26 protein-coding genes are annotated in these 23,455 nt (G+C 65.5%); 15 read left to right on the forward strand and 11 right to left on the reverse strand.

Features of this window, described 5'->3' with window-relative positions; genetic code table 11:
• The first annotated feature begins 73 nt into the window (after positions 1-73).
• The gene (locus AMS69_RS04565) at positions 74-1,978 is read left to right on the forward strand and encodes a cation:proton antiporter domain-containing protein (protein WP_053966886.1); all 1,905 of its coding nucleotides are present in this window, start codon (positions 74-76) and stop codon (positions 1,976-1,978) included.
• Here AMS69_RS04565 and AMS69_RS04570 read toward each other — a convergent pair.
• Complete coding sequence (locus AMS69_RS04570) at positions 1,975-2,427, reverse strand: PaaI family thioesterase (RefSeq protein WP_053966887.1); 453 nt, start codon at positions 2,425-2,427, stop codon at positions 1,975-1,977. The two genes, AMS69_RS04565 and AMS69_RS04570, sit on opposite strands and share 4 nt — an antisense overlap.
• A gap of 196 nt (positions 2,428-2,623) precedes the next feature.
• Here AMS69_RS04570 and AMS69_RS04575 point away from each other — a divergent pair, with 196 nt between their 5' ends.
• Complete coding sequence (locus tag AMS69_RS04575; RefSeq protein ID WP_053966888.1) at positions 2,624-3,091, forward strand: NUDIX hydrolase; 468 nt, start codon at positions 2,624-2,626, stop codon at positions 3,089-3,091.
• A 106-nt stretch (positions 3,092-3,197) separates the two neighbouring features.
• Here the strand turns inward: AMS69_RS04575 and AMS69_RS04580 are convergent, their stop codons facing one another.
• The 3 genes from AMS69_RS04580 to AMS69_RS04590 form a co-directional block, all read right to left on the reverse strand.
• Positions 3,198-4,331 carry a thiolase family protein gene (locus tag AMS69_RS04580; RefSeq protein WP_053966889.1) on the reverse strand — a complete coding sequence of 378 codons (1,134 nt, stop codon included), beginning with the start codon at positions 4,329-4,331 and terminating at the stop codon, positions 3,198-3,200.
• Between the two features lie 110 nt (positions 4,332-4,441).
• Positions 4,442-4,912, reverse strand: coding sequence for a pyridoxamine 5'-phosphate oxidase family protein (locus AMS69_RS04585; protein ID WP_053966890.1), 471 nt, complete (start codon positions 4,910-4,912; stop codon positions 4,442-4,444).
• Positions 4,913-5,000: 88 nt separating this feature from the next.
• A complete protein-coding gene (locus AMS69_RS04590) occupies positions 5,001-6,608 on the reverse strand; it encodes a DUF1508 domain-containing protein (RefSeq protein ID WP_053966891.1) in 1,608 nt (535 codons plus the stop codon).
• Positions 6,609-6,699: 91 nt separating this feature from the next.
• Between AMS69_RS04590 and AMS69_RS04595 the strand changes: the two genes are divergently transcribed.
• The 4 genes from AMS69_RS04595 (at position 6,700) to AMS69_RS04610 (ending at position 9,680) form a co-directional block, all read left to right on the forward strand.
• The gene (locus AMS69_RS04595; RefSeq protein WP_053966892.1) at positions 6,700-8,043 is read left to right on the forward strand and encodes an ATP-binding protein; all 1,344 of its coding nucleotides are present in this window, start codon (positions 6,700-6,702) and stop codon (positions 8,041-8,043) included.
• An 82-nt stretch (positions 8,044-8,125) separates the two neighbouring features.
• On the forward strand, positions 8,126-8,401 hold the full coding sequence (locus AMS69_RS04600) for a hypothetical protein (protein WP_053966893.1): 276 nt from the start codon (positions 8,126-8,128) through the stop codon (positions 8,399-8,401).
• Positions 8,402-8,445: 44 nt separating this feature from the next.
• Positions 8,446-9,321 carry an MBL fold metallo-hydrolase gene (locus tag AMS69_RS04605; protein WP_053966894.1) on the forward strand — a complete coding sequence of 292 codons (876 nt, stop codon included), beginning with the start codon at positions 8,446-8,448 and terminating at the stop codon, positions 9,319-9,321.
• Positions 9,322-9,383: 62 nt separating this feature from the next.
• Entirely contained in the window at positions 9,384-9,680 is a 297-nt protein-coding gene (locus AMS69_RS04610; protein ID WP_053966895.1) for a hypothetical protein, read from the forward strand.
• An 18-nt stretch (positions 9,681-9,698) separates the two neighbouring features.
• Here AMS69_RS04610 and AMS69_RS04615 read toward each other — a convergent pair whose 3' ends face one another.
• From AMS69_RS04615 to AMS69_RS04620, 3 genes are all read right to left on the reverse strand, one after another.
• On the reverse strand, positions 9,699-10,649 hold the full coding sequence (locus tag AMS69_RS04615) for a DUF5787 family protein (protein ID WP_053966896.1): 951 nt from the start codon (positions 10,647-10,649) through the stop codon (positions 9,699-9,701).
• A gap of 42 nt (positions 10,650-10,691) precedes the next feature.
• Positions 10,692-10,868, reverse strand: coding sequence for a hypothetical protein (locus AMS69_RS20515; protein ID WP_170082590.1), 177 nt, complete (start codon positions 10,866-10,868; stop codon positions 10,692-10,694).
• Between the two features lie 147 nt (positions 10,869-11,015).
• Positions 11,016-11,903, reverse strand: a complete 888-nt coding sequence (locus AMS69_RS04620) for a DUF7351 domain-containing protein (RefSeq protein ID WP_053966897.1) — start codon at positions 11,901-11,903, stop codon at positions 11,016-11,018.
• Positions 11,904-12,157: 254 nt separating this feature from the next.
• On the opposite strand from AMS69_RS04620, the gene AMS69_RS04625 reads away from it, so the two are divergent.
• The 5 genes from AMS69_RS04625 to AMS69_RS04645 are packed head-to-tail and all read left to right on the forward strand — an operon-like array spanning position 12,158 to position 15,084.
• Entirely contained in the window at positions 12,158-13,387 is a 1,230-nt protein-coding gene (locus AMS69_RS04625; protein WP_053966898.1) for a translation initiation factor IF-2 subunit gamma, read from the forward strand.
• On the forward strand, positions 13,387-13,764 hold the full coding sequence (locus tag AMS69_RS04630; RefSeq protein WP_053966899.1) for a twitching motility protein PilT: 378 nt from the start codon (positions 13,387-13,389) through the stop codon (positions 13,762-13,764). The genes AMS69_RS04625 and AMS69_RS04630 overlap by 1 nt, the downstream gene beginning before the upstream one ends.
• Before the next feature lie 3 nt (positions 13,765-13,767).
• A complete protein-coding gene (locus AMS69_RS04635; RefSeq protein ID WP_004516007.1) occupies positions 13,768-14,346 on the forward strand; it encodes a DNA-directed RNA polymerase in 579 nt (192 codons plus the stop codon).
• On the forward strand, positions 14,346-14,543 hold the full coding sequence (spt4, locus tag AMS69_RS04640; RefSeq protein ID WP_080508795.1) for a transcription elongation factor subunit Spt4: 198 nt from the start codon (positions 14,346-14,348) through the stop codon (positions 14,541-14,543). The genes AMS69_RS04635 and spt4 overlap by 1 nt, the downstream gene beginning before the upstream one ends.
• A 1-nt stretch (position 14,544) precedes the next feature.
• A complete protein-coding gene (locus AMS69_RS04645; RefSeq protein ID WP_053966901.1) occupies positions 14,545-15,084 on the forward strand; it encodes a GTP-dependent dephospho-CoA kinase family protein in 540 nt (179 codons plus the stop codon).
• Between the two features lie 22 nt (positions 15,085-15,106).
• Here AMS69_RS04645 and AMS69_RS20095 read toward each other — a convergent pair whose 3' ends face one another.
• A complete protein-coding gene (locus AMS69_RS20095; protein WP_004960444.1) occupies positions 15,107-15,262 on the reverse strand; it encodes a rubrerythrin-like domain-containing protein in 156 nt (51 codons plus the stop codon).
• Positions 15,263-15,351: 89 nt separating this feature from the next.
• A complete protein-coding gene (locus AMS69_RS04650) occupies positions 15,352-16,383 on the reverse strand; it encodes an RNA methyltransferase (RefSeq protein WP_053966902.1) in 1,032 nt (343 codons plus the stop codon).
• An 87-nt stretch (positions 16,384-16,470) separates the two neighbouring features.
• On the opposite strand from AMS69_RS04650, the gene AMS69_RS04655 reads away from it, so the two are divergent.
• Positions 16,471-16,860, forward strand: a complete 390-nt coding sequence (locus AMS69_RS04655; RefSeq protein WP_053967032.1) for a DUF7473 family protein — start codon at positions 16,471-16,473, stop codon at positions 16,858-16,860.
• A 375-nt stretch (positions 16,861-17,235) separates the two neighbouring features.
• Here AMS69_RS04655 and hisG read toward each other — a convergent pair whose 3' ends face one another.
• Together hisG and AMS69_RS04665 are read right to left on the reverse strand one after the other, a co-directional pair.
• On the reverse strand, positions 17,236-18,084 hold the full coding sequence (gene hisG / locus AMS69_RS04660) for an ATP phosphoribosyltransferase (RefSeq protein WP_053966903.1): 849 nt from the start codon (positions 18,082-18,084) through the stop codon (positions 17,236-17,238).
• A 68-nt stretch (positions 18,085-18,152) separates the two neighbouring features.
• Positions 18,153-19,295 carry an MFS transporter gene (locus AMS69_RS04665; RefSeq protein ID WP_053967033.1) on the reverse strand — a complete coding sequence of 381 codons (1,143 nt, stop codon included), beginning with the start codon at positions 19,293-19,295 and terminating at the stop codon, positions 18,153-18,155.
• A gap of 213 nt (positions 19,296-19,508) precedes the next feature.
• Here AMS69_RS04665 and AMS69_RS04670 point away from each other — a divergent pair, with 213 nt between their 5' ends.
• The 3 genes from AMS69_RS04670 (at position 19,509) to AMS69_RS04680 (ending at position 23,290) form a co-directional block, all read left to right on the forward strand.
• Positions 19,509-20,807: an amidohydrolase gene (locus AMS69_RS04670; RefSeq protein WP_053966904.1), complete on the forward strand. Its 1,299-nt coding sequence runs from the start codon at positions 19,509-19,511 to the stop codon at positions 20,805-20,807.
• 150 nt (positions 20,808-20,957) lie between these two features.
• Complete coding sequence (locus AMS69_RS04675) at positions 20,958-21,968, forward strand: hypothetical protein (RefSeq protein WP_053966905.1); 1,011 nt, start codon at positions 20,958-20,960, stop codon at positions 21,966-21,968.
• 44 nt (positions 21,969-22,012) lie between these two features.
• Positions 22,013-23,290, forward strand: a complete 1,278-nt coding sequence (locus tag AMS69_RS04680) for an adenosylhomocysteinase (protein ID WP_053966906.1) — start codon at positions 22,013-22,015, stop codon at positions 23,288-23,290.
• Positions 23,291-23,455: the final 165 nt, after the last annotated feature.

The raw sequence follows: 23,455 nt of genomic DNA on the forward strand, positions 1-23,455 counted from the left end.
AGCCCTCGTCTGCCGGTGAGTGAGTGCGCTTATACGGTGGCGACGCGATAGCCCGGATAGATGGAGGCCAACTGTGGCTGGTAGTTCGGGGCTACTGATTCCGCTCGTCGCCGGCATCATCGGACTTGGCGTCCTTGCACAGGTCCTCGCCGCACGCCTGCGCGTCCCCAGTATCATCTTCTACCTGCTGGTGGGTGTCATCATCGGCCAGCCCGGACTGGACATCATCGGTGACGGCACCTTCGGCGGGGCGCTGTCGGCAATCGTCGGCTTAGCAGTCGCAATCATCGTTTTCGAGGGGGCCTACCACCTCCGATTCGACCGTCTGCGCGAGGCCCCGGCTGCGACGTTCAGACTCGTTACCGTCGGTGCGGCTATCGCACTCGTCGGCACCGCTATCGCTGTCAAGTTCGCGTTCAGTTCCGCGGCCGTCTCCTGGAACCTCGCGTTCCTTATCGGTGCGTTGCTGGTCGCGACCGGGCCGACGGTTATTACGCCAATTCTCGATGTCGTCCCGGTTCGAGACCGTGTCGCCGCCGCGCTGGAGACGGAAGGGATCGTCAACGACGTGACCGCGGCCATCATCGCCGTCGTCATCTTCGAGACGGTCAATCCGGCTGTCGCCAGTGAGAACCTCCTCCGGGGATTTGCCCTCCGACTGGGGACGGGGCTACTCGTTGGCCTCATCGTCGCTGGCGTGGTGTACTACCTCCTCCAGTACGTCGACCTCTCGCCCGGTGACGCACCGCGGAATTCCCGACTGCTCGTCCTCGCCGGGGCGCTCATCGCTTACGCGGGCGCGAACACAATCGCGACCGAGGCCGGCGTCGCCGCCGCCGCCACGGCGGGGATGGCGCTTGGGAACGTCGACCACCCGTACGAGGAAGATATCGAGGAGTTCAAGGGCGATATCACGCTGTTGGTGCTGTCGTTCGTGTTCATCGCCCTGGCGGCGCAACTGGAACTGGCCTCGCTCATCGATGTCGGGCTAGCGGGCATCATCGTCGTCCTCGCGGTCGCTCTGCTCATCCGCCCGCTGCTGGTGTTTGTCTCGACCGTTGGTGACCGGTTTACGACCAACGAGAAACTGTTCGTCAGCTTCGTGGGGCCACGCGGTATTATTCCGGCGTCCGTCGCGACGCTGTTTGCCGTTGAACTGAACGCCGCGGCCGAAGAGGTCACCGGGGCACAGGCCGAACTGCTGGGGACGCAGGCGGATATCCTGCTGGGTACCGTCTTTCTCGTTATTTTTGCGACCGCCCTGTTTGAGGGCGGACTGGCGCGATACATTGCGGAAAAACTGGATGTGATACCAATGCGAGTCATCATCGTCGGCGGCGGACAGGTGGGCCGAGCGCTCGCCGCACGCCTCGAAGACCGGGGCGAGAACGTCGTCATCATCGAGCAGGACGAAGAGACTGTCGAACGAGCCCGCAACGAGGGATACGCCGTCGAGATCGGCGACGGCACCGACACCGACGTGTTGCGGTCGGCCGGGGCCGAGAACGCCAAGACCGTCGTCGCGGCGACCGGTGACGACGACGCGAATCTGCTGGTGTCACAGCTGGCGAGTTCGAAGTTCAGCGTCGACCGAGTGATCGCCCGCGCGAACAATCCGGACAACGTCGAAGCCTTCGAGGACCTCGGCGTCCGGACCATCTCCTCTGCAATGGCGACAGCCTGGGCCATCGACAACCAGATCGAGCGCCCGGCTATCGCTCACTGGATGACCGATGTCGGTCGGAGCGGCGACGTTCAGGAGGTCGAGGTCAAGAACCGGGAACTCATCGGCAAGCCGATCCGCGAGATCGGGCCGATGCTGCCCGACGCCTGTCTGGTCGCGCTCGTCAGCGGGGAACTCCACGAGAACGCCGAGGTACCCACGGCCGATTACGTCCTCGAAGAAGGCGACATGGTGACGCTGCTGGGCCGTCGAGAATCCGTTCGCGACGGAATGAAGATGGTCAGTGGCGATTAGTCGTCGGTCGGATGGGTGATCTCTGATTCGTCGACGCCTGCTGTCCACGGCGACTCGCCGCGGTCGCCGTCCGTCTTGTACGTCCCACGAGCGCTTGCGATGTGATGCCCGTCGGTATCGTACACTTCTGCATCGACGACGGAGACGCTCCCGCCGCTTCGGATGACCTCCGCCTCAGTCCGTAAATCGGCGGTCGCTGGCGCGAGGTAATCGATCCGCATGTCGACCGTTGGCGAGACGGTGCCGGATTGCGAGACGACGGCCGCCCCACCGACGGTGTCGACGAGCGAGTACGTGACGCCGCCGTGTGCGATTATCGATTTGGGATTCGAGGAATGGCCATCCTCCAGCGGGAGTTCGCCTGCCGCATACCCGTCATCGACAGCCGTGATCTCCATCCCTAACTGCTTGACAAACGGAATGTCGTTGAACATCGATTTGAGACTCATGGCTATTTCCACGGAACCGACTCTGATAAGCCTCCCAGAACGGACAACAACGGGTCAGGTGTGGGCGTTTTCCGGGATACGCTCTGTGGCAGTCGCTTGCTCCCAAGCACTGTCCCTCTTTGGCCCCTGATGACCTAATATGATTTTAGGCAGATATGTGGGTACTACTATATGTTCCCCGTCAGTACCGGTTGGCATGCAACCACAGCGGGCGACGTACGTAAAGAAAGCCTGTGCCTACATCACCAGAAACGGGTCGGAGCTCCTGGTGTTCGACGGCCCGGGCCACGACGGGCTACAGATACCAAAGGGAACTGTTGAACCGGGCGAGGAGCCGCGAGTCGCCGTACAGCGAGAGGCTGTCGAGGAGAGCGGTCTCGCTTCATTCGAGCGACTGCGACACATCGCCACCGACGTCTGGACGCGCCGCCGGTCGCCGCCAAAGCGGTACGTGCGGTCGTTCTACCACCTCCCCGTCCACGAGTCCCGGGACCACTGGGTCCACACCGTCACCGGGACGGGTGAGGAGCGCGGCGCGGAGTTCGAGTTCTCGTGGGTCGACCTCCCGACCGACGCCACCTTCGCACTCGACCTCGACGACTACATCCACTCGCTGACGAGTCCCGCCGAGGCGGCGACAGCCGGCGATGTGGCTGCCGATTAGCGACGTCTTCTCTCGACTCTCGTTCGCGCCCCTCGAGGTTCGCAGATAACGCACTCGCAAACGACGGACCGCGGTAGAATACTGAAACCGCGCCGAAAGCGGCTGGTCAGGGCAGTCGGAACTCGATGGCCGCACCCTGGCCGAAGCCGACACACTCCGTCGCCAGGCCGAGCTCCGCGTCGCGGCGGTTCATCTCGTGGACGAGCGTCACCGGGAGGCGCGCGCCGGAGGCCCCGAGCGGATGGCCGATGGCGATTGCGCCGCCGTTGACGTTGTAGATATCGTCGTCGAAGCCGAGTTCGCGCTGGCAGTACAGACACTGGGAGGCGAAGGCCTCGTTCAGTTCCACGAGGTCGTAGTCGTCCGTCTCGCGGTCGGTGCGCTCGGTGAGTTTGCGGACAGCGGGGACCGGACCGATACCCATCACGGTCGGGTCGACACCGGCGACTTCGTGGGAGCCGATTTCGGCCAGGATGTCGAGTCCGCGGTCTTCCGCGAACTCACGAGAGGTGACCATCAGCCCCGCCGCGCCGTCGGAGACCTGCGAGGCGTTGCCGGGTGTGACTGTCCCGTCCGACTTGAACACTGTCGGTAGCTGGGACAGCTTTTCGAGCGTGGTGTCGGGGCGGATACCCTCGTCTGCTTCGAGCTGGCCGTCATCGGTGTCGATGGGGACGATTTCGTCGTCGAAGCGACCGGACTCCGTCGCGTCGGCGGCGCGCTGGTGGCTTCGGAGCGCGTACTCGTCTTGCTCCTGACGGGAGACCTCCATCTCGCTGGCGACCTTTTCGGCGGTCATTCCCATCTGGAGTTCGCCGATGTTGTACTGTTCGGCCAGTCGGGGGTGGACGTTGTGAGTGTTCTCGTCCATCTGCACGCGGGACATCGATTCGACGCCGCCGGCGATGAGCACGTCGCGCTGGCCGGCCGCGATGGCGTCGGCGGCCCGCATCAGCGCCTCGGCCGAGGACGCACACCAGCGGTTGATCGTCGATGCGGGGACGCTCTCGCCGAGGTCTGACAACAGCGCGATGACCCGGGCCATGTTGTTGCCCTGTTCCCCGCGCTGCTGGGCACACCCCCACAGCAGGTCGTCGACGTCCTCGGCCTCGACGCCGGTCGACGCGAGCAACTGGTTGATGAGCGGCACCGAGAGGTCTTCGCTCCGGACGCCGGCGAGTGCGCCGTCCTCCTTTCCCTGTGGCGTTCTGACTGCATCCACGATGACAGGTGTGGGCATGGACAACGGAACGTTTCGGCCTGTGTTAAAACCTGACAAACTCTACACAGTGGGGGAACCGTTGTCGGCCGACCGGCCCGATCGCTCCCCGTCGCAGTCGGGCGGCGGGGTTACTCTGGCTCGAACCCCGGCGGGAGGCCAGCGTGTCTGAGCCCTTCGCGCTCATCGATATGGAACCGGTAGATTGCGACATCCTCTTTCTCAATCGCGTCCGCGAACACCTCCGGTCGCCACGCTCCGTCGAGCACGTCTGCGAGGTCGTCCCACTCGGACTCGGGGACGGCCTCGATACTGCCCTGTAGGAGGACGCTCTCCCAGTGGAACATCGATTCGACTTTGTACACGAGTACAGTCGCGTCCGCCGCCGCCTCGGTCAACTGTTGCTTGCGACTCGCCGACCCACCGACGAAGGTGAAATACAGCGACCGGTCGCCGTCGTAGCCAAAGGACAGGGGAATCATGTACGGGCCGGCCTCCGTCGGCAGTCCCAGCACGCCGACCCGCTGGTTCGACAGAAACGCCGCGATGTCGCTGTCGTCCATGCGTCTGAGTCCGGCCGCTTCGAGATTATCTATTGTCATATGAGTGTAACTTCGACCGAGACTTGTATAATTAATTCGGCTATTCTCCGTTCTGGGGAACTGCGTGCCGGAGCGTCTCCGGGCGGCGTTACTCCTCCTGTAGTGCACCAGGCGCGTGGCGCTTGACCCGCTCGATGGCGGCGACGGCCTTGTTGCGTTCGGCGTACCCCTCGCCGGAGTCGGCGATGATCTCGCCGTTGCGGTGGCGGAGTCGCCAGCGCCACTCCGCACCTCGGTCCTCGTACACCTCGAAGGCCGCACTCCCGATCTCAAGCAGGTCGGCGTCGGCGGCATAGGACTGGACTCGCTCGACGGCATCCATGGTTTTCGACCGGTTCGCGTAGCCCTCGCCGCTGTCGGCGACGAGTTCGCCGTTGTCGGCCCGCAGCCGCCAGCGCCACTCCTCGCCAGCGTCCTCGTACACCTCGAAGCCGTCGTCGACCGCGGACTCCGGCGCGAGTTCGCCGACGCGACGGGCTGCCCGCCGGGCGTTCGACCGGGAACTGTACCCCTCGCCGGAGTCGGCGAGGATGTTGCCGTTGCGGTGGAGCAAGCGCCAGCGGAACTCCCCCGCGGCGTCGGCGTACACCTCGTACGCCACCGGGTCGATCTTGAGGTAGGCCGCGCCGGGGACGTACGCGCGGACGCTTTCGAGCGCCCGGCGGACGTTCGACTTCGAGGCGTACCCCTCACCGCTGTCGGCGATGATGTTGCCGTTGTCGTGGCGCAAGCGCCACCGGAACTCCCCGGCCGAATCCTCGAACAGTTCGAACGTAGCGTCGCTTTCGGGGGCCGGCACGACCGGCACGTCCTCGGCGGTGTCGTCCTCGGTCGCGTCCTCGAAGAAGACCACAGCTCCGCCGGCGGCGTTGGACTGGACGCTGCGAAGGCCCTGCATCGCCTTCTGGCGCGAGGAGTACCCCTGTGCGCTGTCGGCGATGACGTTTGAGTTCCGGTGGCGCAAGCGCCAGCGGTACTTCCCGGCGGCGTCTTCGTACAGTTCGAACGTCGCCTTGCTGTCCATCGCGGCCGCGATGGTGGCCTGTGCCGCGGCCAGTTCCGCCTCGGTCGCGTCGGCGACGGTCGCCAGCTCCTCGCGGGCAGCTTCGCTGGTCGCCAACTGCTCGGCCAGCGTGTCCCGCTCGCGGCTCGCTTGCTCGGCCACCTCGGACTGCTCGCTGGCCGTCCGGGAGGCCTCTTCTGCCTCTCGGGACGATTGCTCGGCCAACTCCGTCGCTTCCTGTGCCGTCCGTATCGCCTCGTCGTACGCCTCTTTCCGGCCGGTCAGCAGCGGAGAAACGACCGCGCCGACCGCCATCAGGCCGAGGCCGACGATGTACAGCGTCACCGCCGGATTCCCCTCGGGACCGGTCCAGTTCGACGGGTAGAACGTGGTGAACCACACGATAGCGACCAGTCCGACCACGCCACCGAGGTAGGTGAGTATCAGGCCCCGACGTGTCAGCGGCAGTCGGATGGTCGGTCCCGCAAACAGCGAGATGAGGCCAATCGCACCGAGGAGATAGCCGAACTGCCGCGGTGTACTCCGCGACGCTGTCAAATAAAACAGGAGAAGGCCGACGATACCGAGTACGATGCCGAAAACGAACAGCCAGTACCCGTAGACCTCGTCGTCGGTCGTCGGGTCACCGATGCGGTTCCGATACACCGAGATTAATGTGTTATTAGTTTCCATGATGGATGTTCACAGGGATGATATATTACCTTGGTGTCGGACACCGGGGCTTCGAGTGACTTATACCGGTCGCGTGGTAACATCAGTGGGAATGAGCAATCCGGAACTGGATGTCGTTGAGTTTCTGCTGACGGCCACTATCTACAGCGAGCGGCGAGACCTCGAGCCGGACGACTTGCCGGCCTCGTACCGGTCCGTTTTCTGGACCGACGGCGAGATCGAACGACCGCTGTCGGTCACTAACACAACCGCGAGTGAGGCCACCGGTGTCGACCGGCCCTGGGCAGCCATCTCTGGCCTGATGTTCACCGACCGCGACGATTTCTCGGGGAGCATTTCCATGACGGACCGCGACCTCGCCGAGGAGTGGTTCCTCGAACGGGTCGACGCCTCGGCTCTCGAAGACAACCCGGTTCTGGCGAAAGCCTTCGAGGACCAGGTCGAGGGCGCTGACTACGAGCGGGCCCGCGAGCAGAACCGACCGTCGCGCGCCGACCGCGCGTTCATCGACGCGAAACTGGAGGAGGCGTTCGACACTGACGACGAGGACGACGAGGAGATGCTGGACCTCGTGGACGTGCGCGCCCCCGAAGAGGTCGAGATGACGCTGGCCGATCTGGTGTTGACCACCGACCAGGAAGACGAGATACAGAAGATTGTCAAGGCCATCGAACACCGCGACTACCTCGCCCGGATCGGCCTGCGAGAGATCGGGAAACTGCTGTTCGTCGGCCCGCCGGGGACCGGTAAGACGAGCGTCGCTCGCGCGCTGGCCCACGACCTCGACCTCCCCTTTGTCGAGGTGAAGCTCTCGATGATCACCAGCCAGTACCTCGGCGAGACGGCCAAGAACGTCGAGAAGGTCTTCGAGGTCGCAAAGCGGCTCTCGCCGTGTATCCTCTTTATGGACGAGTTCGACTTCGTCGCCAAGACCCGCTCCTCGGACGAACACGCCGCCATCAAGCGCGCCGTCAACACTCTCCTCAAGAGCATCGACGAGATTTCGCTCATCCAAGACGAGGTGTTGCTCATCGGCGCGACGAACCACCCCGATCAGCTCGACGCCGCCGCCTGGCGGCGCTTCGACGAAATCGTCAATTTCCCCAAGCCGGACCACGGGATGCGCGCGGACATCCTCCGCATCGTCACCCAGCAGATGGAGATCGACGACTTCGACCCCGAGACGCTGGCGGAGCTGACCGAGGGGCTGACCGGGAGCGACCTCCGGCTCGTACTCCGCGAAGCCGTCCTCAACGCCCTGACTGAGGAGCGGACCACACTGACCCAGCAGGACCTCGAAGACGCAATTATCGACTTCGAGGAGCGTGACAACCTCAAAAACATGGACATGATGGACGGCGACGCCGACGCGCTGGTCGCCGGGAGCGGCGGCTTCTCTGGCGACGGCGGCAGCGACCACGATCACGACCACTGAGCGGCGACTCACCCGCTCAGCTACCCGTTCTGGTTGTCGGTATGAGCGATTTACTTATCAGTACGGGAATCATTTGGTAGCCATGGCAGCCAACGACGTGTTCACCGAGACAGACGACTCCGCCGAGTCGTGGGTCGACGTTCGCATGACCGACCCCGACGAAGGCGAGTGGGACGTGGACGTGGTCATCGCCGAGAAGCAAGTCGAGTACGTCGACCTGCGCATCCGGCCGGAGTTACTCGAAGGATTCTTCGAGTGCCTGTTCGACGACCTCTCCGACGAGCGTGCCCGGTCCCTGCTCTCGACGACGATGGAGCGACAGGGCATCGACCCGGCGGACTTGGCCGAGAGCCAGTAACGAAAGCGAGGGGCTTAGGCGGGTCCCCCTCTGAATGGACGGTAATGGAGGTCACGCTGCTTGGGACCGGCGACACGACGGGGACGCCGACTGTCCAGTGCGACTGTGACACGTGCGAACGGGCGCGCGACCCCGACGAGGAACTCCGGGCCCGCGTCCGCGAGCGCGGCATCGACCCGACGGGGGGCGTTGAGCGGTCGCGCTTCTCTGTTGCCGTGGCGAACGACGAAACCGGCGAGTCGCTGCTGATCGACCTCAGTCCGGACTTCCGTCACCAGTTCCTCCGCGAGTCGGTCCCGCTGCCGGACGCGGCTATCGTCACGCACGTCCACTTCGACCACCTCGACGGTCTCGGCAACGCCTACCGCCTGTTCGACGACCTGCCGGTCCACGCCGCCGACGAGACGGACCCGGTGACCGACGAGAGCGTCGCCGAGGGCGTCCGGAGCCGCTACGAGTACCTCGATACGGTGTCGGTCCACGCACAGACCCCCTACGAACCGTTCGCCGTCGCCGGCTTCGAGGTGATGCTGGTCCCCGTCACGCACCCGCCGCTTCTGTGCTACGGCCTGCGCATCGAGGAGCCACAGACCGGCGCGGTGCTGTCGATATCCGGGGACACCTGCTACGACGTGCCCGACCGCTCGAAAGCCGTGCTGACTGGCGCCGACCTCGCGCTCGTCGAGGGCATCGTCCACCCGGAGGCCTGCGAATACCACCCGAAAGGCGGCGCTCACCACGACGAGGACGGCGTGCCGCGGACCTTCGGCACGAAACACATGACCCTGCCCGGCGCGCGGGACTTCGCCGACGACATCGACGCCGACGACTACCGCATCGTCCACACCGCCCACTACGTCCCGGCGGACCGGGCCTTCGCCGACGACATCGGACTCGACGGCGAGCAGTTCACGCTCTAATGTCCCGCTCGGCTGGGTGAAACAGGCCGTAGCTTATAGGTACTGGCGCATGATCCGGCTGTATGGACAGGCGTGGCATCGCGGAGATCGGTGGGCTGTCGCTGGCCGGCGGTATCCTCGCGGTCGCCGGTCAGCAGATCATCGCGAACAGCATCGACTGGGTGTTTGTCGTGGGGCTGGTAGCCTGTGTCGGGATCGCGGCCGCGGCGAACTATCAGGCCAGAACGAAACACGCGGCGCAGGTCGCCACCGAAGCACCGGCGGTGACCGAAGACAACTACGAACAGCACGGCCGCCCGACCGCTGGCGACGGCGGCGTCCCGCCCGATGACGCGCCCTCGACGAACAACGACCGGTAGGTTGCCGACTTCTCGCGGCTAGCCGAACCGATCCAGTCCAGACTGGCGACGCCTGCGCCCGTCTGGGTCCGCCCGCCACGGCGTCCGCTCGGCCCGGAGCGACTCGCCGTCGACGGCCGGTGGGTCGGCTGCCTCGTACCCGCCGCAGTCCGGTCCGCAATCGTCGCTCTCGCGGACCGCGCGCTCTTTCCACTGACAGTACGGAATCCCGTCGCTGTCTGGTGAACATCGTTCGCACGACGGGTAGTCGAAGCTCCGCCACCCTTTGCCGTACGCTCGCTCGGCCAACCGCCGGCGCGTGCGAGCCTTCTCGGCGGCGCTGACTACGCGCACGTCCGTCCGGACCGGACGCTCTTCGAGGAGTTCGACACCGGCCTCGTCTGTCGGTAGCTGTGTCGCCTCCCGACGGACAGTTATCGTTCCGCTGTCGGCGTCGAACCGCCAGACGCCGACCTCCTCGGGAATCCGGTTGAGGTGTGCTCCGGTAACGTAGGAGGCCGTCGCCAGTACGACGCGGTCGGCGAGCGCGAGCGAGACATCGGTCCGCAACTGCGATTCCAGATCGCCGGGCCGGCCCAGGTCCGGCTTGTTCTCGATGGCGACGATTTCGCCGACCCAGTCGGGGTACCGCGTCGTCTGGCGGACGTACGTTCGGCCGCCGCGGCGCTCGCGTTCGAAGAATCCGCGCTCGACCGCCAGTTCGACGGCCCGCTCGGCGCGGTCGGGATGGCAGTCGAAGGCGTCCTTCCAGTACCGCGCCCGACCCGGGCCAACGGTGCTTTCGATGGCCGCCGTCGGCAGCCGTTCGGGAGTGATGGCCGCTCGCTCGTCGAACTCGGGTCCCGGCTCGACAACGACGGTGTCGAGGACGCGCCGGCCGTGGACAGCGCCGCCGAGCTGGCGGCTCACCAGTCGGCCCTCGCGTTCGAGGTGGGCACACAGCGCCAGTTCGAAGTCGAACTCCCGCACGACCGGAGGCAGGGCCGGGACGGGCAAAAGCCCCGCGCCCGGTTACCGAGTAGCGACGAAGAAACAGGAAAGCGCCGCCAGCCCGAGGATCAGACTCTGTGAGAGTATCGTCAGTAAGCCGAGATATGCGGCCAGCACTCCAAGCAGGGAACGAACGGTCAGCGATGGATACGTCGGCCGATACAGTTCGGCATCGGCGTAGGGCGCGGGTTGGTACATTACAGTGAAACGATGGTCCCGAGTCCCGATAAGTATAATCTGAATGATATTTATGCAGGAGGCACGTATCGGGGCTTTCCTGAAGACGATTTCAGTCAGCGGGAACCCACCGTCGCCACAGTACCGACACTACATCAGCGGGACGGCTCAGTGTTCGCAGGCCTGTCGCTCGAACTCGACCGGCTGTAGATCGCCGTCCAGATAGGCGGTCAGTTCCGCCTCGGCCATCGGAATCCGGACCGCAAGCCGCCACGGATCGGTGTCTTCGACGGTCGTGTACTGGTCGTCGACACACCAGGGGAGCGTCCAGTAGGGTCGACTCGACAGGTCGACGCCGTGGTCGTCGTAGAACGCTGCGACGCGGGAGTCGTCCAGTAGTGTCAGCCCGACAGGCGAACAGAGTTCGTGACGACACCGTTCGCAGACGAACTCGGCGCGGACCGACACGTCGAGACAGCAGTCGCCGTCGCGAGAGATTTCCGTCGCCATCCGTCCGGCGCAGTCGGGGCAGACGCCGTCGGCGGCCAGGCAGTGGAGGTGGCGCACCCGCTCGGCGTAGGCCGTCGCGACTTCCGCTGGCGTCCGGTCGACCAGACCGCCCGGCGGGAACGGGTACTTGCCGTGGGCTTTCCCGCAGTCTCTGCAGTCGATGGCGAACTGCTCGTCGGCGTACTCGGCCAGTAGGCCGCCGCCACACCGTGTGCAGGCTCCGGTCACCGGGAACGGGTCGATGTCGGGGGTCCGGGTGAACGTTCCTGCCCGCACCGCACGGATGACCTGCGCCCCGGCGTGCCGGAGGTCGTACCCGTCCCCTCCCTGGCTGACGAACTGGCCGGTGAGTTCCTGAAGGTGATAGTTGAACTGCCCGCTGTCTGCCAGTTCGACATCGTCGAACAACTCTGAGAAGCGAACCGGCCGGTCGTCTGCGCGCCACAGCGCCTCCAAGATGTCCAGGCGCGTCTCGCTCGCGATGACCGAGAACGCTGTCGCTGGATCGATGTCGGCATCTGTTTCGGGGGACTCATCGACTCGCATCGTACACTAATCTGTTCCCCTGGGAACAAAAGCGTTCACAGAAACACAGTTACGTAACACTTCTGAGAGGAGCGGGCTGTCGCTCGCGCTCGGCGACAGGGGTCGCGTCGCTATACCACGGGCGAGACCGAGCAATACGGTGCCGTCGCCGCTGTCAGCAAGGGCCGGATCGGCGATTGAACGGGAGTCGTCGGGGCGCAAACAGTAGGTTTATCAGTTGCACGCGGCGAAACTCCACCAAGATTACTCTCGAAATGACATCGAACAAACAACCGGAGGTGAACATCGGACTCGTCGGGCACGTCGACCACGGAAAGACGACACTCGTACAGGCGCTGTCCGGCGAATGGACCGACCAGCACTCCGAGGAGATGAAACGCGGTATCTCTATCCGACTCGGCTACGCCGACGCGACGTTCCGTCGCTGCCCGGAGGCCGAGGAGCCGGAGGCCTTTACCGTCGACGAGCACTGCGACGACCACGACGTCGACACCGACCACCTCCGGACGGTGTCGTTCGTGGACGCGCCCGGCCACGAGACGCTCATGGCCACCATGCTGTCCGGTGCGGCCATCATGGACGGGGCCGTACTCGTCATCTCGGCGACGGAGCCTGTCCCACAGGCCCAGACCGAGGAGCACCTCTCTGCGCTCGACATCATCGGCATCGACAACATCGTCATCGCCCAGAACAAGGTCGACCTCGTCGACGAGGAGCGGGCGATGCAGAACTACGAGCAGATTCAGGACTTTGTCGAAGGCACCGTCGCCGAAGGCGCACCGATTGTCCCCATCAGCGCGGGTCAGGAAGCCAACATCGACCTGCTCATTGAGGCCATCCAGTCCGAGATCCCGACGCCGGAACGGGACCCCGACGAGGACGCCCGCATGATGGTCGCACGCTCGTTCGACATCAACCGACCCGGAACGACCTGGGACGACCTGATGGGCGGCGTGCTGGGCGGCTCGCTCGTCAGCGGCCAGCTGGACGTCGATGACGAGATCGAACTCCGCCCCGGCCGCGAGGTCGAGGAAGGCGGCCAGACGGAGTGGCAGCCCGTGACGACGACGGTCCGGTCGCTCCAGTCCGGCGGCGACTTCGTGGACACGGTCACGCCGGGCGGTCTGCTCGGCGTCGGGACCGGTCTCGACCCCGCAATCACGAAAGGGGACGCGCTCGCCGGCCAGGTCGCCGGCCCGCCCGGCAGCCTCCCGCCGGTCCACGAGACGTTCACGATGGACGTGGACCTGCTGGAACGAATCGTCGGTGACGACGGCGGCGAGGTCGACGAGATATCGACCGGCGAACCGCTCATGCTGACTATCGGCACCGCCACGACTGTCGGTTCAGTCACGAGCGCCCGAGACGACGAATGTGAAGTCGCGCTCAAGCGCCCGGTCTGTGCGGCGTCGGGCTCGAAGATCGCCATCAACCGCCGTGTCGGCGCTCGGTGGCGGCTCATCGGTGTCGGCACGTTGCGGTGATGATCGTGCTGGACACGAACGCGCTGATGATGCCGGTCGAATGCAACGTGCGGCTGTTCGAGGAACTCGACAGGGTGTTGCCGGACGCGACGGACTACGTCGCGCCCGCCGCCGTCCGCGACGAGCTAGCGAAACTGGCCGACGGGGCTGGCGCGGAAGCGACTGCGGCCTCAGTCGGGCAGGACCTGCTGGACCGGTGTACGGTCCGGGAGACGACGGCCGACTACGCCGACGACGCCGTCCTCGAACTGGCACAGGCAGACGAAGCGACACACGCGGTCACGAACGACAACCCCCTCAAACGACGCCTGCTGGACGCGGGCGTTCCAGTAATTAGTTTAAGGGGCCGGAACAAACTGGGTATCACTCAACCATAACACATGTATAAACGGGTACGCCTACGCGATACGGTCGAAGTCCCGCCACGCTTTCTGGCGGAGGTCAGTCCGGGGCTGGTCAAACGGCTCCTGCAAGAAAAGCTCGAAGGTCGAATGGACGAGGACGTCGGCAGCGTCGTCTCGGTCATCGAGGTCCACGACATCGGCACCGGTGCCGTGTTGCCGAACAAGCCCGGCGTCTACTACGAGGCCGAGTTCGACGCGCTCACGTTCGACCCGCAGATGCAGGAAGTGGTCGACGGGGAGGTCGTCGAGGTCGTCAACTTCGGGGCCTTCATCGGTATCGGGCCGGTCGACGGCCTGCTCCACGTCTCCCAGATCTCCGACGAGTATCTGGCCTACGACGAGGAGAACCAACAGCTCGCCTCCCGCGAGTCCAACCGGACGCTCACCGTCGGCGACGCCGTCCGGGCGCGCATTGTCACCAAGAGCATCGACGAGCGCAACCCCCGCGACTCCAAGATCGGTCTGACCGCGAAACAGGTCGGCCTTGGCAAGCACGGCTGGCTTCAGGAGGAGCGCGAGCGTCGCGAGGGCACGGCGGAAGCCGGTGATAGCTGATGGCGGACCGCCTCGTCTGTCGCGACTGTCACCGCGTCCAGAGTGCGGAGATCGAAAGCCAGTGTGAGGCCTGTGGCGGCACCGCACTGACCGAAGACTGGGCCGGCTATGTGGTCATCGCGCACCCGGAGCGCTCCGACATCGCCGCCGAGATGGAAGTGACCGAGCCGGGCAAGTACGCGCTGAAAGTCCGCTAACGTGTCCGACGTCGTTCTCGAACTCCCGAGTGGCCTGCGGACGGAACTGAAAGAGCCGCTCGGACGCATCTACACCGATACAGCGGCGCTGCTGGACGACGCCGGCAACCCCATCATCGCGGTCGGTGATATGGTCACGTACCACCTCATCGAGGCTGGGCGGATACCCAACCTCGCGCTGGTCGACGAACGGACCAAGCGCTCGGCCGTCGACGCGGACGTGGCCGCGGCAATCGATGGCTTCGACCGGACGCGCTCGGTCGACAATCCGGCCGCGACGCTCACCGCTGAACTGCTTACTGCACTCAGGGACGGTATCGACAGCGATGGAACGACACTTCTGGATGTTGATGGCGAGGAGGACCTCGCTACGCTCCCTGCAGTGCTCGCCGCGCCTGCAGGTGCCAGCGTCGTGTACGGCCAGCCGGATGAGGGGATGGTGCTGGCCGACTGCAACGACACAGCCCGTGAGCGGGTCCGGTCGCTGCTGGAGCGGATGGACGGTGACGCTGAGCGAGCGATTGCACTCGTGTCGAGCTAGCCGTAAAAAACGCGGACGGGTTTCACTCCGGCCGTGGAACGCTGAGATTCTGCATTTCTGTCTCACAGCGGCCACAGGAGACCGTTGAGCGCTCGCTACAGAGCCGCTTCCCGCAGTCCGGGCACTCGAACAACTGTTCATCGTCGTCGCATGGGGCGGGGTCTGACCACGTTGGCATACTTGTGACTCATTAGCATTTGACATGGCATAAACTTTACTCATACCGAAATAAAAAACAACAGCTGTCCAGAGAAAGTGGACGTATGTTCACTCAAGCACGTGGACGTGCCTGACAAGCGAGCGATGGACGCGACGGCGGAAGTAGTCGGTGATGGTCCAGCCTGCATTGGTCCCCGCATCGCGCCAGTCGCGGTCGGCGACCAGTACGCACCGTCCTGCGACGCGATTGGCTTCGCCGAGCGCACCGGAAACGAGGGGAGCCAGCTCCCCTTCGATACGGGACTGGCGGCCGTAAGGCGCATCGAAGACGACGGCGTCGACGGTGGTGTCGGCCACCGGCAGTGCGGACGCGTCGGACCGGAACACCTCCCACTCGCCCGGCTCGGGATAGGCGTCTCTGTCGGGGTGACCGCCCCCGTCGAGCGCGTACCGGAGGTTCTCGGATGCCCCAGAGACCATCTTTTCTTGTGCGTCGCCGCCGACCACGTCGGCCCCGACCAGCCCCGCCTCCAGCAGAAGGCCGCCGGTGCCACACATCGGGTCCAGTATCGTTGCGTCCGGGCCGGCTCCAGCGATGTTCACCAGTGCCCGGGCTTCGAGCGGGTCCATGCTGCCGGGCTGGAAGAACGGGCGGTCTGTCGGCTGGCGCTCTCCGAAGTCGCGGACGCTCTCGGCTTCGAGCCAGCCCAGCGCACAGCAGGCCTCGCCCGTCCCGCCCTCCTCGTCGCCGTCGGGGTCCGAAAAGTAGGCATAGAGAACGTGGTCCGGGTTGTCGAGGTCGACGGCGAAGCCGCGGTCGGTGAGGACGCCACCCAGCGTCCGTTCGGCTTGCTGTGTATCGATGCCAGTGCTCGCCCGCACGTCGACCGCACGCACGGCGACGCTCCCCTCACGGTCGATGGTCGCGGCCGACAGCAACGCGGCGGCGCTTTCGATGTCGGGGTCGGTCGTTCCGACTAGGTCGCAGACTCGGTGGGTAAACGCGAGGTGGCGAACGCGGTCGCTGATACCGCGTGCCGTCGCCAGTCCGGGGGCGAGCACGTCGACGGCGCTCGCAGCGCTTGCGGCTTCCCGCCGTGCGAACGCATCGTCCTGCCCGCCGAGTTCGAGGACGTACACGCCCGAGCGGTGTGGGCGAGCGGCTATGAGCGTGCCGGTCGCGTCCGGGAACAAAACGCACAAGCGAACGGCCGCCGAACCCGGAGTATGCTCCAGTCCGGGTTCTCCAGCCTCACCGGCGGTGGTATCCTCGCGGTTCTCGTGACCGTCCTCGTCACCTGGCTGTTTTATGCTGTCACGCTCCACCTGGCTGCGACGTTTTTCATCGGTGACGTGCCGAGCCAGCTCGCCGCGAAAGCGGCTCTCGCGCCGGCGCTCGTCTCCCTGGTCCTCCAGCGCTGGGGCGTCGAGTCTGGCATCGTCTCGGCCGACCTCGGCGTTGCCGTCGTCCTGTTTCTCACTCTCGTCGCCGACGGTATCGCCATCAGCGTCTCCTACCGACTATCGACCCGCTCGACGGCTCCGCTTGTGGCGCTGCATCTGGCGTTCGCGGCGGTACTCGGATTTGCGCTGAACAACATCTTCATGTTCTTCTGACTCTCGGAACAGGAGCGGAGTGAGAGAGTGAGTGGTGAAAGCCCTCGGCCGGTTCCGGTCCCGCGGCTCGCTGCGCGCTTCGGCCCCGTTGCGGCCTGCAGTGCTTTCTTCGCCGGAGTTCCCGGAACCGACATCGCCCTTTCAATCCACCAGGTAGCGGGCGGGTCACTCGGTAGAACCAGTGAGTAACTCCAAATCCCGACTCAAGCTGTGATTCACGGCGGCTGCAGAGCGGAGTGCGGTTAGCATCCCGTCCGGCGTGGTTTCACTTCGAGCGCGGCCGCAGGTCGCGCTCGGAGCCTTTTTAGCGTGGACTTTTGCGGCGGGGTGCCCGCAGCGCCGGCGGCGCGAGGACACTCTCGCCGTAAAAAGGTACTATTCAACCAGCCGCTCTATTTCGGTTACGAGGATGTCGCTCGCGCCCACGTCCTTGAGCGAGCTAATCGTCTCGAAGACGGCGCGCTCCTCGACGACGGCGTGAACGGCGAGCTGGTCGGAGCCGGCGATGTCCATTACGGTGGGGCCGCCCATGCCCGGAAGCACGTCTTTCACGTCATCGAGGGCGTCCTCGGGGGCGTTCATCATCAGATAGCGTTTGTTTTCGGCGGCGAGGACCGAGCCGAGCGCAGTGTCGACCTGCCGCACCTTCTCGTCGTCGGCGGTGTCCTCGCGGGCGAACAGGCGGACGGAGCTTTCGAGCACCTCGTCGACGACGGCCAGCCGGTTCATCCGGAGCGTCGTCCCGGTCGAGGTGATGTCGACGATGCCGTCGGCAATGTCGACGTGTGGAGTCAGTTCCGTCGCGCCGGACACCTCGGTCACGTCCACGTCGACGTCGACGCGGTCGAAGTACCGGCGGGTGATGGTCGGGAACTCCGTGGCGATGCGGCCTCCCTCGAAGTCGTAGACTGTCTCGACGTGGCTGTCCTCCGGTGCGGCGAGGACGAGGCGACAGCGGCCGAAATCGAGGTCGCGGAGTTCGACGAGGTCGTCGGCGTCGGACTCCCGGACCTGGTCGAGACCGGTGATGCCCACGTCGGCAGCGCCGTCCGCGACGTACTCGGGGATGTCGGCGGCGCGGGCGTACAGGACGGTCACGTCCGGGTCGACGGTGTCGGCGTGCAGTTGGCGGTCGGCCCCGTCGACCAGATGGAGGCCGGCCCGTTCGAGCAGTTCCTCGCTTGGTTCGTGCAGGCGGCCCTTGTTGGGGACGGCGATTCGCATACGCCTACTGGCAGGCCGTGGGGCAACTGTCTTTCCCCTCAGGCTGGCCGGGCCTGTGGGCGGAGCCGCTACAGGCGGTCCCGGCGTGGGAGGGCAACGAAGGTCCCCGCAGCCAGCAGCGTCAGGGCAGCGAGACCGTAGAATGCGACGGCAAACAGGTTCTGGTCGGCGAGCAGGCCGACAGCCGTCGAGCCCAGTGAACTGATCGCGAAGAAACCGGTCCGGAGCAGCCCCCAGCCGGTCCCTTCGGCGGCGTCAGGCAGCGTGTCGACGATGTAGGCATTGGCCAGCGGGCCGACGCTCATCCGAACCCCGATGAGGCCGGAGACGACGGCCAGCGGCACGACGCCGCGGACGGACGGAATGAGCACGAGCGGAACGGTACTGACGAGTGCGACAGCGGTCAGGACGCTGGGCGTTCCGTATCGGTCGGCGAGCCGGCCAGTGGCTGTCTGTGAGAGTGCGCCACCGACGAACAGCACCGAGAGGAGCGCCCCGGCGGTCCCCTGTGAGATACCCCGGACCGTGACTAGATACGTTGTGAGAAACGCTGTCACAGCCTGAAAGGCGAACAGCATCAGTGTCTTTCCCGAAACCGACAGCACGAGCCGGCGGTTGTGAAAGCCGGTGAGGACTGTTCGGAGGTCCTGTCGGAGACTCCGCTCGGACTCGTCAGACGGACGGTCCGAGACCGAGAGCCAGAGCGCGCCGGCGACGAGCATGAACAGCGGAGCGGCGCTGGCAAGCGCGAGCCGCCAGCCGTACCGGGTCGTGACGAACGCGGCGACGGCGGGCAGTACGGCCGCCCCGAGAGAGCCGGCGGCCATCACGACACCGAAGGCGGTCCCCTCGCGGGCGTCGAACGTCCGTGAGAGCGCGGTCCCGCGCGTCGGGCCGTACAGTCCCGTCCCGAACCCGAACGCGCCCGTTGCGATGAGAAACAGCGAGAACACCGGCGCGAAAAAGTAGCCCAGTAGTCCGACGCCCGAAAGCAGCGCTGCCGCCACCAGCAGCGTCCGTTCCCCGATTCGGTCGATGAGCACCCCAGCGGGAAACTGAACTGCCGCGTACGTGAGCCAGAGTACCGTCACCGCGAGCCCCGCCTCCGCGTTCGAGATGACGAACTCCTCGCGTATCGTCGGGAGAACCGCTGGGACGACAAACCGCATCCCGAGGACGAGGAACCAGCCGGCGGCGACGGCAAGCAGCATTCGGACTGGGCTTCCGTGTCGAATCGCGCTGACCCGCTGCCGGAGTTGCTCTGCCGCCGCCATTCTCTTGCCCGCTCGAACGCGCCGGAGCCGAAAGACCTCTGCGGAACAGGCACTGCTGTCACCGCTACATTCAACAGGGTCGTGACAACACGCCACACAGCAGCGCTGTCGACCCGGCGAACTAAGACCCGCGGTTGCGAAGCCATCGGCATGAGTGAACTCCTCGTCACCGGCGGGCAGGTCCTCCGCCCGGACCTGACCGTCGAGCGAGCGGACGTACTGGTATCGCAGGACAGCGGCGACATCGTAGCGGTCGACGAACCGGGCACACTGGACGGTGACGACGAACTCGACGCCAGCGAGGGACTGGTCATTCCCGGGCTGGTCAACGCTCATACGCACGTCGCCATGACGCTGCTGCGCGGTCTCGCTGACGACAAGCCCCTCGACGCCTGGCTACAGGAGGATGTCTGGCCCGTCGAGGCGGAACTGACGCCCGAGGACATCCGCGTCGGCGCGGAACTCGGGCTGGTCGAGATGATTCGCTCGGGGACGACCGCGCTGTCTGACATGTACTTCGCGGTCGAGGAAATCGCCGAGGCCGTCGACCAGGCCGGGATGCGGGCGGTGCTCGGGTTCACAGCGGTCACGGTCGGCAAGGACGACGAGGGCGCGCGGGCTGACCTCGAAGAGAGCCTCGACGTGGCCCGGAACCTGAACGGTGCGGCTGATGGCCGGGTTCGGACGACGTTCCAGCCCCACTCGCTCACGACCGTCGGCGAGGACTACCTGCGCGAATTCGTTCCGAAGGCCCTCGACGATGACCTCTCGATCCACCTGCACGCCAACGAGACGCGCGACGAGGTGACGCCCATCGTCGACGAGCACGAAATGCGTCCGCTCGCCTACGCCGACGACATCGGCCTGCTCGACGGCGACACGTACGTGGCCCACGGCGTCCACGTCGATGAGAGCGAGATCGACCTGCTGGCCGAGACGGGCACCGGCGTCGCCCACTGTCCGGCCTCGAACATGAAACTCGCCAGCGGAATGGCCCCTGTTCAGGACCTGCTCGATGCGGGCGTCACCGTCGGTATCGGGACCGACGGCGCGGCCTCGAACAACGACCTCGACATGTTCGACGAGATGCGCGACGCAGCGATGATTGGCAAGCTCGCGGCCGACGACGCGAGCGCGGTCGACGCCGGCACTGTCGTCGAGATGGCGACCGAAAACGGCGCGGCCCTGCTTGGCTTCGACAGCGGCCGCATCGAGGCCGGCGCGAACGCCGACCTGGCCGTCATCGACCTCGACGCGCCACACCTGACGCCGGCCCACGACCTCGTCTCGCACCTGGCCTACGCCGTCAACGGGAGCGACGTGCGCCACACGGTCTGTGACGGCGAGGTACTGATGCGGGACCGCACGGTCGAGGTGTTCGACGAGGCGGCGGTGCGCGACCGGGCGAGCGAACACGCCGCCGCGCTGGTCGAACGGGCCGACTCTTAACCAATCGAATTGAAGTGGTAACTAAACGACGAGAACAGCGCATAAACAATATCGACGATTTTTGGACGGTTTCACCCCTCACGCAAACGGGGTGAACGAGTTGAACGGGAGGGGGTGTTTATCGCCCTCTCGGCGAAGGTATCGGGTACGATGCGCACCAAACTCTTCGCACTGTACGCCGCTGTCGGACTGGTCATGCTGGCCGCTGGACCGGGACTGGCCGCCGGGGCGGACTCGGCTGGCAACACCGCCGTGGGCAACACGCTCGCGGTCGGCGTCACACAGGCTGACGACGGCACGGCGACGGTATCGGTCACGGCAAACGAGACGGGCGTCGAGAACGCCTCGGTCGCCGTCGAGACGGTCGACAACGCCTCCTACGCCGGAACGGGCAACTACACGACCGACGGAGACGGCACGGTCGGGCTGCCTGCGCCCGAGCAGAACGTCACGGTCGACGTGACGGCGACCGCCGACAACCACACCGCGACGACGACGGCGGACCTGACCGTCGCAGCGAACGTCACTGAGTTCGACACCTTCGGACTCGAAGTGTCGGCGTACGTCAACGACCTGCTGAGCGACGAGAACCGGACCGGCGGCATCGGTCCGGCTGTCGCCAGTTTCGTGACCGCGAACAACCCCGGCAACGCGCCGGACCACGCCGGCCCGCCCGCGCACGTCACCGATGCGAACGAGTCCGACAACGAGACCCACCCCAGCGACCGGCAGGGTCCGCCGGCCGACATCTTCGGTGACGACGAGAACGAGACCGAGAACGAGACCGAGGACGACCGACGCGGTCCACCCGAGAACGCCGGGCCGCCAGAGGACCGCGGTCCGAACAGCGATGACGACGAGAACGAAACGGACGACGATCGTCGTGGCCCTCCGGAAGACGCCGGGCCGCCTGCGGACCGCGGTGACGACGAGGAATCGGAGGACGAAGAGGGCGATACCGAAGCGGAAAAATCGGATGACGAGTCCGACGATGAAGAGAGCGCTGAAGACGAAGAGGAAAGCGATTCTGAGGAGTCAGACAGCGACGATGATGACGGCGAGGACAGCGACGATGATGACGGCGAGGACAGCGACGATGACGACGGCGGCGACCGCGGCCGACCGGACGACGCCGGTCCGCCCGCCGACCGCGGCAACTGAGCGGCTTCGGTAGCGTTTTAGGAGTTCTCTTCCTCTATCGTGCCATGACGACGCCTATTTCCGAGCGACTCGACGATCTCGACGAGGCACGCGATTCCGGCCGCCGAAAGATGGACTGGGCCATCCAGCATATGCCCATCTGCGGCGCGCTCCGCGAGCAGTTCGAGGCTGACCAGCCCTTCGACGGCGAACGCATCGGCATGGCGATGCACGTCGAAGCCAAGACCGCTGTCCTTGCGGAAATCCTCGCGGTCGGCGGCGCGGAAGTCGCTATCACCGGCTGTAACCCGCTTTCGACACACGACGACGTGAGCGCCGCGCTTGACGCCGTCGACGGTATCACCTCTTACGCCGAGCGCGGCGTCGACGACGAGGAGTACTACGCGGCTATCGAGGCTGTCATCGGCCACGAGCCGACCATCACTGTCGACGACGGGATGGACCTCGTCGCGGCCATTCACGAGGACTATCCGGAACTCATCGAAACCATCATCGGTGGGGCAGAGGAGACGACGACCGGCGTCCACCGACTGCGCGCGATGGACGACGACGGCGAACTCGACTACCCCGTGTTCGCGGTCAACGACACGCCGATGAAACGCCTGTTCGACAACGTCCACGGCACCGGCGAGTCCTCACTGGCCTCGATTGCGATGACGACGAACCTCTCGTGGGCCGGTAAGACCGTCGTTGTCTCCGGCTACGGTGACTGCGGCAAAGGTGTCGCAAAGAAAGCCAGCGGCCAGAACGCCGACGTGATTGTCACTGAAGTCGAACCCCGCCGCGCGCTCGAAGCGCACATGGAAGGCTACGAGGTCAAACCGATGGCCGAAGCTGCCGCCGAGGGCGACGTGTTCATCACGACGACCGGCAACCGTGATGTCATCGTCGAGGAGCACTTCGAGGCGATGCAGGACGGCGTCCTGCTCGCGAACGCTGGTCACTTCGATGTGGAGGTCGACCTCGACGCGCTGTCGGACCTCGCTGTCGACACCTACGAGGCCCGCGACGGCGTCCAGACCTATGAGATGGCCGACGGCCGACGCCTGAACGTACTGGCCGAGGGCCGCCTAGTCAACCTTGCGACGCCCATCGCACTGGGCCACCCCGTCGAGGTCATGGACCAGAGCTTCGGCGTGCAGGCCGTCTGTGTCCGCGAACTGGTCGAGAACGGCGACGACTACGAGGCCGGTGTCCACGCTGTCCCGGACCGACTCGACAGGGAGGTCGCGGAGATCAAACTCGACGCTGAGGGCGTCGAGTTCGATGCGCTGACCGACGCACAGGCCGAGTATATGGATTCCTGGCAGCACGGGACGTAGGGCGGTCCGAGCGTAGCGAGGACCGCCGTATAGTCGAGCGGCGAAGCCGTGAGACGTAGGGAGGTTCTGAGCCGCGCGAAGGACCTCCGACCGGAACGGCGAGCGGAGCGAGCCGTGGCGGAGGTAGGTTTTCGCGGCACGCGCGGGGACCGAACAGCCGAACAG

This window comes from Haloarcula rubripromontorii (assembly GCF_001280425.1).
Classification (GTDB): Archaea; Halobacteriota; Halobacteria; order Halobacteriales; family Haloarculaceae; genus Haloarcula; species Haloarcula rubripromontorii.

What these genes read in the sequence shown, in the direction of transcription:
- AMS69_RS04585 (WP_053966890.1), bottom strand. Translation starts at nt 4,912, where the DNA reads ATGACAATAGATAATCTCGAAGCGGCCGGACTCAGACGCATGGACGAC.
- AMS69_RS20095 (WP_004960444.1), bottom strand. Translation starts at nt 15,262, where the DNA reads ATGCCAACGTGGTCAGACCCCGCCCCATGCGACGACGATGAACAGTTG.
- AMS69_RS04620 (WP_053966897.1), bottom strand. Translation starts at nt 11,903, where the DNA reads ATGCGAGTCGATGAGTCCCCCGAAACAGATGCCGACATCGATCCAGCG.
- AMS69_RS04670 (WP_053966904.1), top strand. Translation starts at nt 19,509, where the DNA reads ATGAGTGAACTCCTCGTCACCGGCGGGCAGGTCCTCCGCCCGGACCTG.
- AMS69_RS04595 (WP_053966892.1), top strand. Translation starts at nt 6,700, where the DNA reads ATGAGCAATCCGGAACTGGATGTCGTTGAGTTTCTGCTGACGGCCACT.
- AMS69_RS04610 (WP_053966895.1), top strand. Translation starts at nt 9,384, where the DNA reads ATGGACAGGCGTGGCATCGCGGAGATCGGTGGGCTGTCGCTGGCCGGC.
- spt4 (WP_080508795.1), top strand. Translation starts at nt 14,346, where the DNA reads ATGGCGGACCGCCTCGTCTGTCGCGACTGTCACCGCGTCCAGAGTGCG.
- AMS69_RS20515 (WP_170082590.1), bottom strand. Translation starts at nt 10,868, where the DNA reads ATGTACCAACCCGCGCCCTACGCCGATGCCGAACTGTATCGGCCGACG.
- AMS69_RS04635 (WP_004516007.1), top strand. Translation starts at nt 13,768, where the DNA reads ATGTATAAACGGGTACGCCTACGCGATACGGTCGAAGTCCCGCCACGC.
- AMS69_RS04570 (WP_053966887.1), bottom strand. Translation starts at nt 2,427, where the DNA reads ATGAGTCTCAAATCGATGTTCAACGACATTCCGTTTGTCAAGCAGTTA.
- AMS69_RS04675 (WP_053966905.1), top strand. Translation starts at nt 20,958, where the DNA reads ATGCGCACCAAACTCTTCGCACTGTACGCCGCTGTCGGACTGGTCATG.
- AMS69_RS04605 (WP_053966894.1), top strand. Translation starts at nt 8,446, where the DNA reads ATGGAGGTCACGCTGCTTGGGACCGGCGACACGACGGGGACGCCGACT.
- AMS69_RS04655 (WP_053967032.1), top strand. Translation starts at nt 16,471, where the DNA reads ATGCTCCAGTCCGGGTTCTCCAGCCTCACCGGCGGTGGTATCCTCGCG.
- AMS69_RS04630 (WP_053966899.1), top strand. Translation starts at nt 13,387, where the DNA reads ATGATCGTGCTGGACACGAACGCGCTGATGATGCCGGTCGAATGCAAC.
- AMS69_RS04625 (WP_053966898.1), top strand. Translation starts at nt 12,158, where the DNA reads ATGACATCGAACAAACAACCGGAGGTGAACATCGGACTCGTCGGGCAC.
- hisG (WP_053966903.1), bottom strand. Translation starts at nt 18,084, where the DNA reads ATGCGAATCGCCGTCCCCAACAAGGGCCGCCTGCACGAACCAAGCGAG.
- AMS69_RS04580 (WP_053966889.1), bottom strand. Translation starts at nt 4,331, where the DNA reads ATGCCCACACCTGTCATCGTGGATGCAGTCAGAACGCCACAGGGAAAG.
- AMS69_RS04590 (WP_053966891.1), bottom strand. Translation starts at nt 6,608, where the DNA reads ATGGAAACTAATAACACATTAATCTCGGTGTATCGGAACCGCATCGGT.
- AMS69_RS04680 (WP_053966906.1), top strand. Translation starts at nt 22,013, where the DNA reads ATGACGACGCCTATTTCCGAGCGACTCGACGATCTCGACGAGGCACGC.
- AMS69_RS04665 (WP_053967033.1), bottom strand. Translation starts at nt 19,295, where the DNA reads ATGCTGCTTGCCGTCGCCGCCGGCTGGTTCCTCGTCCTCGGGATGCGG.
- AMS69_RS04575 (WP_053966888.1), top strand. Translation starts at nt 2,624, where the DNA reads ATGCAACCACAGCGGGCGACGTACGTAAAGAAAGCCTGTGCCTACATC.
- AMS69_RS04600 (WP_053966893.1), top strand. Translation starts at nt 8,126, where the DNA reads ATGGCAGCCAACGACGTGTTCACCGAGACAGACGACTCCGCCGAGTCG.